A 15,996-nucleotide genomic window follows, 5' to 3' on the forward strand; every position below is an offset into this window, starting at 1 on the left:
CGCGCGCGTACAGCAGGGACGACGGCAGCAATCGTTCTGGAGGAAAGCCCCCTGAGTGAGGGGGCGCGCCAAAGGCGCGGGGTGTGGAAGCTGATGAAGCAGGGTCCACGGTTCGCAACGCGAACCGTGGAAGCGAAAGCGCGAATGCGCTTTAGCTGCTACACCACTCGCACTCACTGATGTCGATGTCGTTGGAGCGCACGTAGTACGTGGTCTTCAAACCTTCGCGCCAGGCGGTCATGTGCAGGTCCAGCAGCGTGCTGGCACGGATGGTGCTGGGCACGTAGAAGTTGAAGCTGATCGACTGGTCCACGTGACGCTGGCGACGCGCGTTCTGGCGCACGCTGGCGAACTGGTCGACCTTGTAGGCGCCCTTTTCGTAGTACGGCCAGGTGTCCAGCGACAGGCCAGGCGCGGCGACCGGGCGACGGAAGTCCTTCTTTTCTTCGTAGTAGAACGCGCTGTAGATCGGGTCGATGGAGGCGGTGGAGCCGGCGATCTGCGCGGTGCTCATGTTCGGTGCAACTGCCAGCATCCACGCATTGCGCACGCCATTGACCGCCACCTGCGCCGACAGCTCCAGCCATTGCGGGCTGTTGTAGTCGCGCGCACGGAAGTACTCGCCGTTGTGCCAGTCGCTGCCGCGGAACACGCTGTAGGTGCCCTTTTCCTTGGCCAGCTCCATGCTCGCCTGGATGGTCAGGTAGTTGATGCGCTCGTACAGCTCGTCGCTGTAGTCCTCGGCTTCCTTGGCATTCCAGTGGATGGACTTCTGCGCCAGCAGATGATGCCAACCGAAGGTGCCAAGACCGATGGCGCGGTACTTCTGGTTGGTGATGGTGGCCTGCGGCACCGGCAGCTGATTCAGGTCGATCACGTTGTCGAGCATGCGTACCTGGATCGGGATCAAGCGCTCCAGCACGTCGGCACCCAGCAGATCGGCCTGGTCGGCCTGCACGGTGATCGCGCGGCCCAGGTTGATCGAGGACAGGTTGCACACGACGAAGTCGCCCGCCTTCTTGGTGGTGACGATCTGATTGCCGCTGATGATCTCCTGCATCATCCGCGTCGGGCTCATGTTCTGCAGGATCTCGGTGCACAGGTTGGACGAATAGACCATGCCCTCGTGCTTGTTCGGGTTCTTGCGATTGACTTCATCGCGATAGAACATGAACGGATTGCCGGTTTCCAGCTGGCTGACCATGATGCGCTTGAAGATCTCGATCGCCTTGACGGTCTTGCGCGTGATGCGCTCGTCGGCGACGACTTCTTCGTACTTGCGACGGAAGCTGCCGTTGGCGTCGCCCTTCTTCTCGTCATAGAAGTCCTGCAGGTACCAGCCCTTGACCCGCTTCACTTCGTGCGGGTCGAACAGATACCAGTCGCCGCGGCGCTCGACCGCTTCCATGAACAGGTCGGGGATGCATACCGAGGTAAACACGTCGTGCGCGCGCAGGCGCTGGTCGCCGTTGTTCAGGCGCAGGTCCAGGAACGCTTCGATATCGCGGTGGAAGATGTCCAGATAGACCGCGATGGCGCCCTTGCGCTGGCCCAGCTGGTCCACCGACACGGCGGTGTTGTTGAGCTGCTTGATCCACGGCACCACGCCGCCGGACGAGTTGGACACGCCACGGATCGCCGAACCGGACGAACGCACATAGCCCAGGTAGGCGCCCACGCCGCCGCCGTGCTTGGACACGCGCGCCACGTCGGTATTGGAGTCGTAGATGCCCTGCAGACTGTCGTCGACGGTGTCGATGAAGCAGCTCGACAGTTGCCCGCCGACCTTGCCGGCATTGGCCAGCGTCGGGGTGGCCACGGTCATGTACAGGTTGGACAGCGCCCAGTAGGCCTCGCCGACCAGCTGCATGCGGCGCTCGCGGCTGCCCTTGCCGGTGCCGATCTCGTCCTGCATCAGGTACAGCGCAATGGTCAGCCAGCGCTCCTGCGGCAGTTCGAACACGCCGCGCGAGCTATCGGTGGCCAGGTAGCGCGTCGCCAGCAGGTACAGGCCGTTGTAGGCGAACAGCTTGTCGCGCTCGGGCTCGATCATCTTGCCGGCTTCGATCAGCTCGTCCTTGGAGTAGCGGCGCAGGATGTCGTTGGAATAGACATTGCGGTCGGCCAGGCTTTCCTGCAGACCGACGAACGAGCCGTACTTCTGGCTGGCGTCGTAGAAACGGTTGCGGCTGGCGCGCTTGTACAGGCGGCGCAGGTACAGGCGCGCAGCGAAGTGTTCCCACTCCGGGGTGGTCAGATCGACGCGGGCTTCGGCCTCGCGGATCAGGTGGTCGACCAGGTCGTCGGCGTTGACGCTGTCCTTGCGCTCGACAAAGCCGAACACCGAACGCTTGTAGTCGGCCACGTCCAGCTGCGGGAATTCGGCGTGGATCTGGTCGATGGCGCGATTCAGGCGCTCGGGCTCGAACGGAATCTTGCGATTGCCCGCTTCTTTCGTGATCCAGGTGGAGACGTTTTGTTCTTCGATGGTCTGTGCGTGCATTGCAATGGCTTGGCGGGGAGGCGGCACGATGTCCGACGGGTCGGTCAATTCCGGCGCGCCACAGGCGGGCGCGGCAACGCTGGCAGGAACGCTGGTGGGTGTTGCGGTACCGGCGGCGATCGCGGAAAGGGTGTCGTTGGTGGTCATGCGTCCTCCATGCGTAGGCACACGAACCTGCCGGAGCAGGCAACGACCGAGCGGCGTCCAGGGTGCATTGGCGACACAGGACGCACAGCGCGCACGCCATGGCCTGCGGCGGCATCACCCACCAATTTCCCTGAACTCCCACGGCCGCCATCACGCGGTGTGCTGTCGCATGATGGTGTTCGGTGGCAACGCGCTGCCGTCATCGGGCCGGAAGCGACCGCGGCAATGCCGGGGCGCGTACAGGTCGCTGAGATGGGAGCCGCAGGCAATGTCGCGCTTGCGCATCGCCTTCGTCTCATTGGTGCCACTTGGGGGCGGTCACCACCGAACCACAAGATAGTGGGGTCCCCCCAGGGGGTCAACACCAAATGTGCTCAGACTGCGGCGAGCCTTGCGCCACAACGGGCTGCGCTGACGAGCGGTCGTCTCGCGCGGCGGGAGGACGAATCCAACTGCGCAGGTCAAGTCGGGAGGGTCCTGATTCGCTCGCCGCACTCACCCGCCGTCAACACCAAGCGTGCTATCGGTCGCGTTTTTTTACTCGCTCGGCGACCAGGCGCCGCCAGCCATTCAGCGGATGCGCAAGCTCGCCGGTGCTCGCTCAAATCTCGGTCGGCCCAAGATGGTGGCGCTTGCGGTAGCGGATCGAGGACCACACCGAGGCGGCGATGAAGGCCACGCCGATCAGGCCGGTCAGCACCTCCGGCACGTGGTAGACCGTGCCCACCAGCATGATGATCGCCAGCACGCCGATGGCGTAGTGCGCGCCGTGCTCCAGGAACACGAACTCGTCCAGGGTGCCCTTGTGCACCAGGTAGACCGTCATCGAGCGCACGAACATCGCGCCGATCGCCAGGCCCAGCATGATGATCACCACGTCGCGGGTGATGGCGAAGGCGCCGATCACGCCATCGAACGAGAACGAGGCGTCCAGCACTTCCAGATACAGGAAGGCGGCGATGCCCGAACGCTTGGCCGGGCCCATGCTGCCGTCTTCGCTCTCTTCTGCTTCGAACAGCGCATCCACGCTGCCGACCAGCAGATACAGCAGGATGCCGCCCAGGCCTGCGAACAGCACGCTCTGGAAGATGCCGGCCGGCAGAAACAACTTGGTGCCCAGCAGCACCGACACCGCCACGATCACCGACATCGCCTCGGCCTTGCCCAGCTTGCCGACCAGCCGCTCCACCGGGCCCAGCCAGTGAAGCTTGCGCTCCTGGTCGAACAGGAAATTCAGGAATACCAGCAGCAGGAACATGCCACCGAAGGCAGCAATGGACGGGTAGTTGTCGGTCAGCACCTGGCTGTAGCGGTCCGGCTCCTTCAGCGCCATCTGCATCACCGGCACCAAGCCCATGCCGGTGGCTACCGACACGATCACGATCGGGAACACTAGGCGCATGCCGAACACGGCGATCAGGATGCCCACGGTGAGGAACAGTTTTTGCCAGAACGCGTTCATGTGCTTGAGCACGCCGGCGTTGACCACCGCGTTGTCGAACGACAACGACACTTCCAGCACGCTCAGCACCAGGCATAGCCACAGCGCCTGCCAGATCCCCATCGATGAGGTATGGCCCCACCACGCAGCCAGGCCCAGGCAGATGGCGGTGACCACGAACGACATTCTGAAATCGCGAAACATTGACACTCCCAGGCGGGCCGAGACGACAGCCGGAGCAATAGGCCAGATCGAGGCCTGGCAGTCCGGCGTGCGGTGGAGGATGGGGGACCGCGGCGTGACGCAGGGTCAGGCCGGGCGCGGCTCGCCCATTATAGGGAGTGTCACCGCCATCAGGGTCGCATCGTCCGGATCCGGGCGCACGCCAAAGCCCAGGCTCTGGCACATCGCCAACATGGTGCGGTTCTCGCGCAGCACCTGGCCTTCGATCTGTTTGAGGCCCAGCCAGCGCGCGTACTCGATCATGATGCGCATCAGCTGCCAGCCGATGCCGTGGCCCTTGAGGTCCGAGCGGATCAGGATGCCGTACTCGCCGCGCTGGTAATCGGCATCAGCGTGCAGGCGCACCGCGCCGAGCATGTCGCCGGTCTTGGGGTCGATGGCCACCAGCGCGATGGAGCGGGCGTAATCGAGCTGGGTCAGCCGGGCAATGAATTCATGGCTGAAATGCTTCACCGACTGGAAGAAGCGCAGGCGCAGGTCCTCGTCGGTGACGCGGGCGAAGAACGCGCGGAACAGCGCGTCGTCTTCCGGGCGCACCGGGCGCACCAGCGCATGGGTGCCATCGCCCAGGCCGATCTGGCGTTCCCATTCCTTGGGGTACGGGAAAATCGCAAAGCGCGGATGGCCGCGGCCCTTGTGCAGCTTGCGCGCCGGCGCCACCGCCACGCGCGCGTCCAGCGCAATCACGCCATCGCGGTCGGCCAGCAGCGGGTTGATGTCCAGCTCGGTAATTTCGGGGATGTCGGCAGCCAGCTGCGCCAGCTTGACCAGCACCAGCGCCACCGCGCGCTCGTCGGCGGCCGGCACGTCGCGGTAGGCCTTGAGGATGCGCGAGACGCGGGTGCGGCCGATCAGTTCGTGGGCCAGGCGCAGGTCCAGCGGCGGCAGGGCCAGCTCGCGGTCGTTGATGACCTCCACCGCGGTGCCGCCGCGCCCGAACACGATCGCCGGGCCGAACACCGGGTCGTCGGCAATGCCGGCGATCAGTTCGCGCGCCTTGGGCCGCAGCACGGTGGGCTGCACGATCACCCCTTCGATCACTGCACTGGGATGCGCAGCGCGCGCGCGCGCCAGGATGCCGGTGGCCGCTTCGCGCACCGCCGCCACGCTGGACAGGTTCAGGCGCACACCGTCCACGTCGGACTTGTGCGCGATCTCGCTGGACAACACTTTTAAGGTCACCGTGCGGCCGACCGCCAGTAACGGGTCTGCCAGCAATGCGGCCTCGTTGGCGGTGGCGGCCACCTGCAGCGGCACGATCGGGATGCCGTAGGCCGCCAGCAGGCGATTGGTGGCGACCGGATCCAGCCAGCGCCGGCCGGCCGCCAGGGCCTCTTCCACCAGCGTGCGCGCGATGCCGGCATCCACCACGAAGTCTTCCGGCAGGCTGGGCGGGGTCTCCATCAGCGCCGCCTGCGCCTCGCGGTAACGCACCAGGTGGGTAAAGCCGCGCACCGCATCCGATTCGGTGGCATAGGTGGGCACGCGCGCGGCATTGAGCGCGGCAATCGCCGCATCGTCCTGGCCCAGCCACACCGCAAATACCGGTTTGTCGCGCTGATAGCGGTTGCGCTGGTCCAGCGCGCGGGTCAGCGCCTTGGCCGCATCGGCCGAGGAGGTGAACGCGGTGGGCACGTTGACCACCAGCAGCGCGTCGTTTTCCGGATCGTCCAGCAGCGCTTCGATCGCGGCGGCATAGCGCGCGCCGTCGGCGTCGACAATGATGTCCACCGGGTTGCTGCGCGACCAGCCTTCCGGCAGCGATTGATCGAGTTTTTCCAGCGTCTTGGGCGATAAATCGGCCAGGGTGCCGCCACGCAGCACCAGCTGATCTACCGCCAGCTGCCCCACCCCGCCGCCGTTGCTCAGAATGGCCAGGCGCCGACCGGGGAAACTGCCGAGCCGGCCCAGGGTTTCGGCGGCGGCGAACAGCTCGTCCAGCGCGCCCACCCGCAACAGGCCGGCACGTGCAAACGCGGCGCCGTACACCGCGTCCGAACCGGCCAGCGCCTGCGCGTGGGTGTCGGCATTGGGATTGATGCGGTACTGGCGGCCGGATTTGACCACCACCACCGGCTTGGCGCGCGCGGCGGCACGCGCGGCCGACATGAACTTGCGCGCATCGCCGATGCGTTCGACGTACAGCAGAATCGCGCGGGTGCGGTAGTCGGTGGCGAAGTAGTCGAGCAGGTCGCCGAAATCCACATCCAGCGTATCGCCCAGCGACACCACCGCCGAAAACCCGACCGAGCGCGCCACGCCCCACTCCACCAGCGCGGCGGCAATGGCGCTGGATTCGGAGATCAACGCCAGATCGCCGGCCTGCGGGCAGTGCGCGGCGATGCTGGCATTGAGCCGCGCATGCGGGGCGATCACGCCCAGGCAGTGCGGGCCGAGGATGCGCATGCCTTTGGCGCGCGCGGCCGCTTCCATGCGCGCGGCCGGCGATCCTGGGCCGCTGCCCAGGCCGGCGGTGAGGATGATCGCGGCAGCCACACCACGCCGCGCGGCGATGGAGACGATGCGCGGCACGATGCGCGCCGGCGCAGTGATCACCACCAGGTCGGGCACCCACGGCAGATCGGTCAGCCGCGCCACCGTGCGCACACCGTCGATCTCGCTATAGCGCGGGCTGACCCAGCCGATCTGGCCGGGAAACCCGGCCGCGCGCAGGTTGCGCACCACCGCCCGCCCGGCCGAGCGATCACGCGGGCTGCCGCCCACCACCGCCACGGTGCTGGGACGAAAGACCTGTTGCAGGTGGTACGTACTCATCGGGCGGGGGACGCGAATGCCATCGCGCTACGGTACACGTACTGGCGTTTCAGGGTATGGATGACGGATGCATGCATGCGCACATGCATGCATCCGTGATTGCCCGGGCGCGAGACCGCTACAACAGCGTGCCGCTCAAGATCAGCGCGGCGATGCTGAAATAGATCACCAGACCGGTGACGTCCACCAGCGTGGCCACGAACGGCGCCGAGGCGCTGGCCGGGTCGAAGCCGAAGCGTTGCAGCACGAATGGCAGCATCGAGCCGGACAGCGAACCGAAGGTGACGATGCCGATCAGCGCCGCACCGATGGTCAGCGCCACCATCTGCCAGTGTGGGCCATAGTCGTACAGGCCGGCGGTCTGCCAGATGGTGATACGCACGATCGCCAGCACGCCCAGGATCGCGCCCAGGGTCAGGCCGGTGGGCAGTTCGCGCAGCGCCACTTTCCACCAGTCGCGCAGGCGGATTTCGCGCAGCGCCAGCGAGCGGATCAGCAGCGAGGTGGCCTGCGAGCCGGAGTTGCCGCCCGAGCTCATGATCAACGGAATGAACAAGGTCAGCACCACGGCCTTGGACAGCTCGTCCTCGAAGTGCTGCATCGCGCTGGCGGTGAGCATTTCGCCCAGGAACAGCACGCTCAGCCAACCGGCGCGCTTCTTGATCATCTGGCCGAAGCCAATCTGCATGTACGGCTTGTCCAGCGCTTCCATGCCGCCGAACTTGTGCACGTCCTCGGTGGATTCGGCGATGAGCGCATCGAGCACATCGTCCACGGTGACAATGCCGAGCACGTGGCCGCGCGCATCCACCACCGGGATCGCCAGCAGGTCGTGGCGACGGATCAGTCGCGCCACTTCTTCCTGGTCCAGTGCCGGGTCCACGGTGACCGGGGGGTTGACCTGCGCCACCTCCAGGATCGGTGCCTCCGGCGCGCCGGTGATCAGGCGGCGCATGGTCACCACCTGCTGCAGCACGCGGGTCTGCGGGTCGAGCAGATAGATCGCGTAGACGGTCTCGCGGCTGCGCTCCACTTCGCGGATGTGCTGCAGGGTGCGGCCCACCGTCCAGTCCGACGGCACGGCCACGAACTCGGTGGTCATCAGCGCGCCGGCGGTGTTGGGCGGGTAGCGCATCAGCGCCTGGATCGACAGCCGCGCCTCGGCGCTGAGCAGCCACAGCAGCGGCTGGCGCTGCTCGGCATCCAGGCCATGGAAGATGTCGGTGGCGCGGTCGTCGGCCATCTGCCCGAGCAGCGAGGCGGCCTGCTCGGCCGGCAGCGACGCCACCAGCGTGCTGGCATCGCGCAGCTCGGGTTGTTCGAGCAGTTTTACCGCCCGTGCTGACGGCAACGCGGCCAGCACCTGCGCTGCGTCGTCGCGGTCCAGGGTGTTGAGATATTCCACCGCATCGGCCGTGTTGAGCTCGGCCAGGGGTGCGGTCAGTGCATCGACGCCTTCGGCAAGGCGCAGGGTTTGCTCGTACATGGGGGTTCGCCTGGTGACGACCGTCGTCGATGACAGCCGGCGAACCTGGGCCTCAGGCGCGCGCCAGCTGGGTCATCGACCCGGGTCTAGGGTGACTGTCGCTGGACATGGGTAAGGGCTCCAAAGGTGCGTACCGACCGGTGATCCGGGCGATGGCGCGGCGCAGTCTGCGCGCCTGAGTCGGCTTGGTCAATGCCCTGCGTGTCGGTCGCTTAAGTGGGCTTCCCGAAGCCCGGCGGCGCAGGCCTGCACCCGCCCGGCGCTTGGTCAACACGCCAGCAGGGCAGCACGTGGGGCGTACCGACGCACGGGGCGTTGCGCAGCGCTGAAGCCAGGCTGGGGACGCTCGCGCGGCGATACCCCAACGCCTGGCGGACAGGCGGGTTGCCAGGTGCCGACGCGCCGCTGCGGTGGCGCCGCTGGCCGTCGAGATGGCGCCGCACAACCGCCCGTCGCCGGGCCATGCTGGACGTCACAGTTCATTGCTACAGTCCGCTTCCCGCAACGCCCGGCGCGTTGCCTTTCCGCCATGGCATCGGCCATTGCATTCCACGCAACGCGTTTTCTTCCGGAGTTTTGTGCATGCCCGCTTCTAGGTCGCTTCTGTTACGTCGCATCAGCCCGCTGTGCCTGTGCATCGCCGCCGGCTGGGGCGCGGTGGGCATGGCGCAAACCGCACTGCCCGAGAGCATGCCGGTGCAGGCGCACGAGACCGCGCCGCACAGCGGGCACGAATGGGGCTATACCGGTCCGGAAGGTGCCGAGCATTGGGCCGAGCTGGCCAAGGAAAATGCGCTGTGCGGCAATGGCCAGCAAAACAGCCCCATCGATCTGAAAGGCGCCATCGACGCCAACCTGGGCACGCTGCTGCTGAGCTACAGCGCCGTGCCGCTGGTGGTGCGCAACACCGGCCATTCCATCCAGCTGGATCTGCACGACGGCGGCACCATGGCGACCGGCGGCAAGCAGTATCAAGCGTTGCAACTGCACTTCCATCACTCCAGCGAGCACCTGTTGAACGGCCGGCGTTTCCCGATGGAAGCGCACCTGGTGCATCAGGGCCCGGACGGCACGCTGGGCGTGCTGGCGATCTTCTTCGAAACCGGCAAGGCCAACCCGGCGTTCCAGCGGGTGCTCGATGCCATGCCCAAGGACAAGGACCAGACCCGTCAGGTCGCCAACGCAACGGTCAGCGCCGAGGCGTTTCTTCCGCCGAGCAATCAACGCAGCTTCTATCGCTACGAAGGCTCGCTGACCACTCCGCCATGCAGCGAAACGGTGGACTGGGTGGTGCTCAGCCAGCCGGTGCAGGTGTCGGAGGCACAGATCAATGCGTTCGAACGCGTGTACCCGTTCAATGCACGCCCGCTGCAGCCGCTGGATCGGCGCTTTCTGCTGAAAAGCCATTGATCGCTCGTACGGTGTGTCGACCATGTCCGGCACGCCACGCAGCGCCCGCGCACTGACGGTGCAGGCGCAGGCCGCGCCGGACTGATCCGCACCCACTGCGCGGACAGGTGCCGGGCCGTATCGCGCAGCCGCGCATCGCCGCCGTGCAGATGGCACATGCGTGCGCGCAGGCCAACGGACCTGCGCGGCATAATGCGTCCCTCAACGGAGAGTACGCATGCATAGCGGTGGTCTGGAACTGGCCTTGGTGCTGATGCTGGCCGCCATCGTGGCAGTGCCGGTGTTCAAGCGCTTCGGCCTGGGGGCGGTATTGGCCTACCTGGTCGCCGGCGTGGTGCTCGGCCCCGACGGCGTGGGTGTGGTGCAGGATGCCGAACGCATCAGCGGCGCGGCCGAGATCGGCGTGGTGATGCTGCTGTTCGTGATCGGGCTGGAGCTGTCGCCGGCGCGCCTGAAGGTGATGCGCCATTCGGTGTTCGGCGCTGGCGCCACCCAGGTGCTGGTGACGGCGGTGATCCTAGGCGGCTTGTTGATGGCAGCCCAGCTGGGCTGGAAGAGCGCGTTGATCGTCGGCGTGGCGCTGGCGCTCTCCTCCACGGCGGTGGGGCTGCAATTGCTGGCCGAACGCAAGGCCCTGAGCAGCGACTACGGGCGGCTGGCGTTTGCCATCTTGCTGTTCCAGGATTTGATTGCGATCCCGTTGCTGGCGGCCATCCCGCTGCTCGGCGGCAGCAAGAACGCAACGCTTCAATGGCAGGACGTGGCCAAGGCGATGGCGGCCCTGGCGCTGGTGATCGTGTGCGGGCGCTTCGTGTTGCGTCACCTGTTCAACGTGGTGGCGCGCACGCGCATGCCGGAAGTGTTCACCGCCAGCGCCTTGCTGGTGGTGCTGGGCACCGCCTGGATCATGCAGGAGGCCGGATTGAGCGCCAGCCTGGGCGCCTTCATCGCCGGCGTGTTGCTGGCCGATTCGGAATTCCGCCACGAACTGGAATCGCAGATCGAACCGTTCGAAGGCTTGCTGCTGGGCCTGTTCTTCATCTCGGTAGGCATGGGGATCGATCTCCACTGCGTGGCGGCCGAGCCATGGCTGATCGCAGCGGGCGTGGCGATATTGCTGGTGGTGAAGTTCTCGCTGCTGGTCGGTATCGGCAGCGTGGCCAAGCTGCCGCTGCGCAGCAGCCTGATGCTGGGTAGCGTGCTGTGGCTGGGCGGCGAATTCGCCTTCGTGGTGTTCAACGAAGCCGACCGCGTGGGCCTGCTGGAACCTGCCAATCACGACCGGCTGGTGGCCATCGTGGGCGTGTCGATGGCATTGACCCCGCTGTTGCTGCTCGGCATGCAGCGCATCCTCAACGGGCCGCTGCGCGTGCGCGCGCCCAAGCCCGATCGCCCGTTCGACACCATCGATGCGCAAACGCCCAAGGTGCTGGTCGCCGGCATGGGTCGCTTCGGCCAGGTGGTCGCGCGCCTGCTCACCGCACGGCATGTGCCGTTCGTGGCGCTGGAACACAACCCCGACACGGTGGAAGACCTGCGCCGCTTCGGCAGCCAGCTGTACTACGGCGACCCCACCCGTCCCGAGCTGCTGCGCGCTGCCGGTGCCGAGCGCATCAAGGTGTTCGTGATCGCGGTGGATGACCCGGACACCAACATCAAGACGGTGCGACTGATCCGTCGCCTGTACCCGCAAGCCACCGTGCTGGCGCGCGCACGCAACCGCCAACACGCCTGGAAATTGATGGACCTGGGCGCAGAACCGTTCCGCGAGGTCTTCGCCTCCAGCCTGGAACTGAGCGAACGCGTCCTCACCTCGCTCGGCCTCGGTGAAGCGCTCGCACACGATCACGTCAAACGCTTCCGCCAGCACGACGAAGACCTGCTGCGCCGCCAGCATTTGGTCTACGACGACGAAGCCAAGGTGATCCAGACATCACGCGATGCACGTGCCGACCTGATGAATCTGTTCGAAGCAGACGTCAAGGCGGATGTGGAACCGGCACCCACCACGCAGGACGGCTGAGCCCTTCCGTAGGAGCGCGCCTGCGCGCGAACAGGCGTTTGCGCGTAGGGCCCCGTCGCGCGCGGGCGCCCTCCTACGTGGATGTGGTGCATCGTTCGTCAGCGGTAACGACGCAGTCGTTGCCTCGGCGGCGCCCTAAACGCGAGCGGCCGATTGCGTCCAAGTCATACGCCGATGGGATGGCGAGCCCCCACCAACCACCCACAATCGCTGCGCTGTTCGTAGGAGCGTGCCTGCGCGCGATACGGGCATGACCGGTAACGCCCGTGTCGCGCGCAGGCACGCTCCTACATGGAGTTGCGGAGGCTGTCGGCCGCTCGCCTCCATCAGCGGCGCGTGCGCGCCACGGTCTTGCTGGCCGACTTCTTCGCTGCGCCCTTGCCTGCCGCGGTCTTGCCGGCGGCCTTTGCGACCTTGCTGGTTGCGCGTTTGCGCACCGTTTTCTTGGCCGCGCCGCCAGACGACGTGGCCGCATCCTGCGAGGGCTTCGCTGCGGCGGATGCGCGTCTGGCGGACGCACTGGCGAGCTTTTTGGCCGGCGCCTTGCCGACCTTGCGTGCCGTCTTCTTGGCAGCCTTCTTCACCGGCGTCGCAGCACCAGCGCGCACTTCCGGCGGACGGCGCGGCGGGGGTTTGCGCCCTGGGGTGAGTGCGCGCCAGGCGTGTCCGCCGTTCATTGCCAGCAATGCGTCGGCGGCCGAGGGGCCGGCGCTGCCTGCGGCGTAATTGGGGAAGTCGCTGGGCGGTTGTTTCCATGCGTCCAGGATCGGCTGCACGATGCGCCATGCGCCCTCCACCATCGCCGCATCCTGGAACAGGCCGGCCTCGCCGTTCATGCAGTCCTGCAGCAGGCGCTCGTAGCCCACCGTGTATTCCTTGGGGAACCAGTCGCGGTAACGAAAGTCCATGCGCACCGGCGCCAGCGCCACCTGCGCGCCCGGGCGCTTGACGTCGAACTGCAGCGAGATGCCCTCGTCCGGCTGGATATGCAGCACCAGCCAATCGGGGCCGTAGCCGCCCACCTCGGTGCTGCGGAACGGCGCCAGCGGCGCGGGCTTGAAGCGGATCGCGATCTCGGTGGTGCGTTCGCGCAGGCGCTTGCCGGTGCGCAGGTAGAACGGCACGCCGGCCCAGCGCCAGGTATCCACCTGCAGCTTCATCGCCACGTAGGTTTCGGTGTCCGAATCGTCGGGTACGGTGTCTTCTTCGCGGTAGCCCGGCACCGCATTGCGATTGACCGCGCCGGAGGCATATTGCCCGCGCACCACGTCTTCGGGCTTGATCGGGCGCACCGCCTCGATCACTTCGGCGCGACGGCGATGCATCGCCTCGGTGGTGAATGCCGCTGGCGGTTCCATCGCAATCATCGCCAGCAGCTGGAACAGATGGTTCGGCACCATGTCGCGCAGGCAGCCGGTGGGGTCGTAGAACCGTCCACGCCCTTCCACGCCGATGGTTTCGGCCGCGGTGATCTGCACATGGTCGATGCGATCGCGATTCCACACCGGCTCGAACAAGCCATTGGCGAAGCGGAACGCGAGAATGTTCTGCACGGTTTCCTTGCCCAGGAAATGATCGATGCGGAACACCTGATCTTCGTGCAGCACCCTGGCGACCGTGGCATTGAGATGCTGGGCGCTGGGCAGATCGTGGCCGAAGGGTTTTTCCACGATCACCCGGCGCCAGCCTTCGCCTTCGCGTTGCCTGACCAGGCCAGCCTCGCCCAGGTTGAGCAATACCGGCTCGAAGAAGCGCGCGGCGGTGGCCAGATAGAACAGCACATTGCCCTGCGTGCCGTAGCGCTTGTGCAACTTGTCCAGCACCCCGCCCAGCGATCGGTAGGCGCCCTGATCGGTGAAGTCGCCACGCAGGTAATGCATGCGCTCGCGCAACCAGTCCCAGGTGGCGGTGTCGAATTGATCGGTCTGGAATTCGGCATCGCGACTGCTGAGCAGCTGCGTCATCGACTGACCCATGTTGGTCCGCCACGCGCGCTCGCTGATGTCGCCATGGTCCATGCCGACAATGGCGAACTCATCGCCCAGCGCACCGGAACGGCGCAGGTTGTACAGCGCCGGCATGACCAGGCGCTTGGTCAGATCGCCGCGTGCGCCGAACACCACGATGATGCACGGCGGTGTGGTTGCTTGCTCACTCATGGATGCGTTTCCTTTTCGCCCATGCGTCCGTGCAGGCGCAATGCCGCATTGACCAGGGCCACGTGGGAATACCCTTGCGGGAAGTTGCCGAGCATGCGTTTGCTGCGCGGGTCGTATTCTTCGGCGAGCAGACCGACGTCGTTGCACAGCCCGAGCAGGCGTTCGAGCAGCGCACGCGCCTGGTCGGTGCGGCCGAGCAATGCGTAGTTTTCCACCAGCCAGAAACTGCAGGCCAGGAAGGTGCCTTCGCCGGCCGGCAAGCCATCGGCGCTGTCGTCGGCGCGATAGCGCTCGACCAGGCCGTCGATGGTCAGATCGCGTGCGATCGCATCGGCAGTGGCGGCGATGCGTGGATCGTCCGGCGGCAGGAAGCCCACGATGGGAATCAGCAGCAGCGAGGCATCCAGCCGATCCGAACCATAGCTCTGCACGAAGTGGCCATCCGGGTGCACGCCCTTTTCCAGTACCTCGGCGTGGATTTGCTCGGCAATGCGGCCCCAGTGCGCGCGTTTCTCGGCATCTGCATTGGTGATGCCGTCGCGCGCGCCGCAGTCGAAGGCCAGCCATGCCATCACCTTGGAGTGCACGAAGTGGCGGCGCTCGTCGCGGATTTCCCAGATGCCTTCATCCGGTTCGCACCACAGGGTTTCCAGGGTTTCCAGAATCTTTTCCAGCAGCGATGCAGACGAACCGTCGTCGTCGGACGGCAGGCCCACGCCCTTTTCGCGGGCGTAATGGAACGCACCGATCAACTCGCCATACACATCGAGCTGGAACTGATCCACCGCGCCATTGCCGATGCGCACCGGGCCGGAATGTTCATAACCGGGCAGCCAGTGCGCTTCCCATTCTTGCAAGCGGCGTTCGCCGGCAATGCCGTACAGCGCCTGCAATTGATCCGGCGAACCGGCAATGGTGCGTTGGACCCAATCGCGAAAGGCTGCCGCTTCGTCGCGGTACCCGGCCTGCAACAACGCGATCAGCGTGAACACCGAATCGCGCAGCCAGCAATAGCGGTAATCCCAGTTGCGCGTGCCGCCCAGATGCTCCGGTAACGAGGCAGTGGGCGCGGCGACGATGCCGCCGGTGGGCAGATAACTCAGCCCCTTCAACACCACCAGCGAGCGACGCACCTGCTCGGTCCACGGCCCCACATCGGTACAGCGGCGCGCCCAGCCGTGCCAGAACGCGGTGGTGCGTTGCAGCGCCTGTTCGGCGTCGATCAAGGGCGGCGTGGCCTGATGCGAGGCGCCGTGACTGAGCAGGAACCAGGTGCTTTGCCCTTCGCGCAAGGTGAAGTCGGTTTCGGTTCCCATGTCCTGGCCGCGCAGCGTTTGCGGCGAACGCAACGCAAGTTGATCGGGGCCGGCGATGGCGCGGATACCATCGACGATGCGCGTCACCCATGGCACCGTGCGGCCGTAGTTGAAGCGGAAGGTCAGGCGCATGTGCATCGGCACGCTGCCCTGCACGCAGCGCACGATGCGCACCAGATGCTGATGGACTTCGCCGTTTTCGCTGGCGACCATGAAGTCGATCAGCTCCACCGTGCCGCTGTCGGTGATCATGCGCGTGCACAGCACCAGACTATCGTCCTGGTAGGCGCGCTCGGTGCGGAAGTCGGCGGCCGGCGACAATGCCCATTGCCCGTGTTGTTCGTCGCCCAGCAGCGAAGCAAACACCGCATCGGAATCGAAGCGTGGCAGGCACAGCCAGCCGATGGTGCCGCGGTGGTCGACCAGGGCCGCGCTGTGGCAGTTGCCCAGCATTGCGTGGTCCTCGATACGCACGCTCATTGGTTGGGCGCTT

General features: G+C 66.2%; 8 protein-coding genes. 2 read left to right on the top strand and 6 right to left on the bottom strand.

Annotated elements, in window-relative coordinates; genetic code table 11:
* Positions 1-151: 151 nt before the first annotated feature.
* The 4 genes from FLG15_RS20235 to mgtE all read right to left on the bottom strand — a co-directional run bounded on the left by FLG15_RS20235 (position 152) and on the right by mgtE (position 8,595).
* Positions 152-2,650, bottom strand: coding sequence for a ribonucleoside-diphosphate reductase subunit alpha (locus tag FLG15_RS20235; protein WP_017156294.1), 2,499 nt, complete (start codon positions 2,648-2,650; stop codon positions 152-154).
* Positions 2,651-3,251: 601 nt separating this feature from the next.
* Entirely contained in the window at positions 3,252-4,295 is a 1,044-nt protein-coding gene (locus tag FLG15_RS20245) for a DUF475 domain-containing protein (RefSeq protein WP_057678953.1), read from the bottom strand.
* Positions 4,296-4,400: 105 nt separating this feature from the next.
* Positions 4,401-7,109, bottom strand: a complete 2,709-nt coding sequence (locus FLG15_RS20250) for a bifunctional acetate--CoA ligase family protein/GNAT family N-acetyltransferase (protein WP_057687094.1) — start codon at positions 7,107-7,109, stop codon at positions 4,401-4,403.
* 118 nt (positions 7,110-7,227) lie between these two features.
* Positions 7,228-8,595, bottom strand: coding sequence for a magnesium transporter (gene mgtE, locus FLG15_RS20255; protein WP_057680037.1), 1,368 nt, complete (start codon positions 8,593-8,595; stop codon positions 7,228-7,230).
* 582 nt (positions 8,596-9,177) lie between these two features.
* On the opposite strand from mgtE, the gene FLG15_RS20265 reads away from it, so the two are divergent.
* Positions 9,178-10,005 carry a carbonic anhydrase gene (locus tag FLG15_RS20265; protein ID WP_150147202.1) on the top strand — a complete coding sequence of 276 codons (828 nt, stop codon included), beginning with the start codon at positions 9,178-9,180 and terminating at the stop codon, positions 10,003-10,005.
* 217 nt (positions 10,006-10,222) lie between these two features.
* Positions 10,223-12,028, top strand: a complete 1,806-nt coding sequence (locus tag FLG15_RS20270; protein WP_150147205.1) for a monovalent cation:proton antiporter-2 (CPA2) family protein — start codon at positions 10,223-10,225, stop codon at positions 12,026-12,028.
* 326 nt (positions 12,029-12,354) lie between these two features.
* Here the strand turns inward: FLG15_RS20270 and zwf are convergent, their stop codons facing one another.
* Both zwf and FLG15_RS20280 read right to left on the bottom strand, forming a co-directional pair.
* Complete coding sequence (gene zwf, locus FLG15_RS20275) at positions 12,355-14,187, bottom strand: glucose-6-phosphate dehydrogenase (protein ID WP_057678316.1); 1,833 nt, start codon at positions 14,185-14,187, stop codon at positions 12,355-12,357.
* Positions 14,184-15,983 (bottom strand): glycoside hydrolase family 15 protein, encoded by a 1,800-nt coding sequence (locus FLG15_RS20280; RefSeq protein WP_057678315.1) that lies wholly within the window; start codon positions 15,981-15,983, stop codon positions 14,184-14,186. The genes zwf and FLG15_RS20280 overlap by 4 nt, the downstream gene beginning before the upstream one ends.
* Positions 15,984-15,996: the final 13 nt, after the last annotated feature.

This window comes from Xanthomonas phaseoli pv. dieffenbachiae, assembly GCF_008639345.1.
GTDB lineage: Bacteria > Pseudomonadota > Gammaproteobacteria > Xanthomonadales > Xanthomonadaceae > Xanthomonas > Xanthomonas phaseoli.

Bases quoted from the DNA above. Each gene is read 5' to 3' on its own strand.
- FLG15_RS20235 (WP_017156294.1), bottom strand. From the start codon at position 2,650: ATGACCACCAACGACACCCTTTCCGCGATCGCCGCCGGTACCGCAACA.
- FLG15_RS20245 (WP_057678953.1), bottom strand. From the start codon at position 4,295: ATGTTTCGCGATTTCAGAATGTCGTTCGTGGTCACCGCCATCTGCCTG.
- FLG15_RS20250 (WP_057687094.1), bottom strand. From the start codon at position 7,109: ATGAGTACGTACCACCTGCAACAGGTCTTTCGTCCCAGCACCGTGGCG.
- mgtE (WP_057680037.1), bottom strand. From the start codon at position 8,595: ATGTACGAGCAAACCCTGCGCCTTGCCGAAGGCGTCGATGCACTGACC.
- FLG15_RS20265 (WP_150147202.1), top strand. From the start codon at position 9,178: ATGCCCGCTTCTAGGTCGCTTCTGTTACGTCGCATCAGCCCGCTGTGC.
- FLG15_RS20270 (WP_150147205.1), top strand. From the start codon at position 10,223: ATGCATAGCGGTGGTCTGGAACTGGCCTTGGTGCTGATGCTGGCCGCC.
- zwf (WP_057678316.1), bottom strand. From the start codon at position 14,187: ATGAGTGAGCAAGCAACCACACCGCCGTGCATCATCGTGGTGTTCGGC.
- FLG15_RS20280 (WP_057678315.1), bottom strand. From the start codon at position 15,983: ATGAGCGTGCGTATCGAGGACCACGCAATGCTGGGCAACTGCCACAGC.